The organism is Bradyrhizobium sp. PRIMUS42 (assembly GCF_023006515.1).
Lineage (GTDB): Bacteria > Pseudomonadota > Alphaproteobacteria > Rhizobiales > Xanthobacteraceae > Bradyrhizobium.
On record NZ_JALBGZ010000989.1, the window covers coordinates 1 to 1,820 of the forward strand.

1 protein-coding gene is annotated in these 1,820 nt (G+C 67.6%); it reads left to right on the top strand.

Translation table 11 applies throughout. The annotated features are described in order from the left end of the window. A partial coding sequence (locus MOV75_RS36630; protein ID WP_247007818.1) for a hypothetical protein occupies nucleotides 1–1,820 on the top strand: 1,820 nt, incomplete at both ends.

Consider the following 1,820-nt stretch of genomic DNA (forward strand, 5'->3'; position numbering starts at 1 on the left):
CGCTGGCGCTGTTCCTGCTGGCGCTCTCCAATCCTTCCTTCACCCGCGAGGACCGCGACCCCCTCACCTCGGTTGCCGCCGTCGTCGTCGACAAGAGCCCGAGCCAGAATTTCGGCAATCGCAATCGTGAGGCCGCGCAGGCGCAGGAGGCGCTGGTCGACAGCCTGAAGAAGATCAAGGGCCTCGAAGTCCGCGTCGTCGACGCCGGACAGGCCGACGGCGAGACCGACGGCACCAAACTGTTCGGCGCCCTCGGCTCGACCTTGTCGGACGTGCCGGTCGACCGCGTCGCCGGCGCGTTCCTGATCACCGACGGCCGCGTCCATGACATTCCTGCGAACGCCGCCGCGCTTGGCTTCCAAGCGCCGGTGCACGCGCTGATCACCGGGCAGAAGGACGAGCGCGATCGCCGCATCGCGATCACGGCGGCGCCCCGCTTCGGCATCGTCGGGCAGACCCAGACCATCAGCTACCGCCTCGACGACCAGGGCGTCACCGGCGAGCGCGCCAAGGTCACGGTCCGCAGGGACGGCGAGGTCATCAACGAGCGCACGCTATCGAGCGGTCAGGCCGCGAGCGTGGACGTCGACATCAAGCATGCCGGGCCGAACATCGTCGAGATCGAAGCCTCGCCGCTCGAGAAGGAGCTGACGCCGGTGAACAACCGCGCCGTCGTCGCCATCGACGGCGTGCGCGACAAGCTGCGCGTGCTGCTGGTCTCGGGCGAGCCGCATTCCGGCGAGCGCACCTGGCGCAATCTTCTCAAGTCCGACGCCAGCGTCGACCTCGTGCACTTCACCATTCTGCGTCCGCCGGAGAAACAGGACGGCACGCCGATCAACGAATTATCGCTGATCGCGTTTCCGACCCGCGAATTGTTCCAGCAGAAGATCAACGAATTCCAGCTGATCATCTTCGACCGCTACGCCCGCCAGGGCGTGCTGCCGATCGCCTATTTCGACAACATCGCGCGCTATGTCCGCTCGGGCGGCGCAGTGCTGGTCTCGGCCGGACCCGACTACGCCTCCAACACCAGCATCTGGCGCACGCCGCTGGATACCGTGCTGCCGGCCGAACCCGTCGGTGTGACGGAAAAGCCGTTCTATGCGCATCTGTCCGACGTCGGCAAACGCCACCCCGTCACGCGCGCCCTGGAGGGCTCCGCCAGCGAGCCGCCGCGCTGGAGCCGCTTCTTCAGGACGGTCGACACCCGCAATTCCGTCAACCCGCCGGTGATGACGGGGGCCGACGGCAAGCCGCTTCTGTTCCTGTCGCGCTTCGGCGAGGGCCGGGTTGCGCTCTTGCTGTCCGATCACATCTGGCTGTGGGCGCGCGGCTATGAGGGCGGCGGCCCGCATCTCGACCTGCTGAGGCGGATGTCACACTGGCTGATGAAGCAACCCGATCTCGACGAGGAGGCGCTGCGTCTGCAGGTGCAGGGCAAGGACCTCGTCGTGGTGCGTCAGACCATGGCCGACAGCGTTCAGCCGGTGAGCGTGACCTCGCCGTCGGGCGTGTCGCACGATTTGACGCTCGCGGCTGCCGATCCCGGCGAATGGCGCGCCAGCCTTCCCGCGAGCGAGCTCGGCCTGTGGCAGGCGACCGACGGCACGCTGAAGGCGCTGATCAATGTCGGCCCGACCAATCCGAAGGAGTTTTCGGAAGTCACCTCCACCACGGACACGTTGAAGCCGCTGACCCAGGCGACCGGCGGCGACGCCGTCCGCGTGGTCAGCGGCTCAAACGTCGAGCTGCCGCGCATCCTGCCGGTGCGCTCGGTGGGCATGTTCCATGGCGACGGCTGGATGGGCGTGCGGATG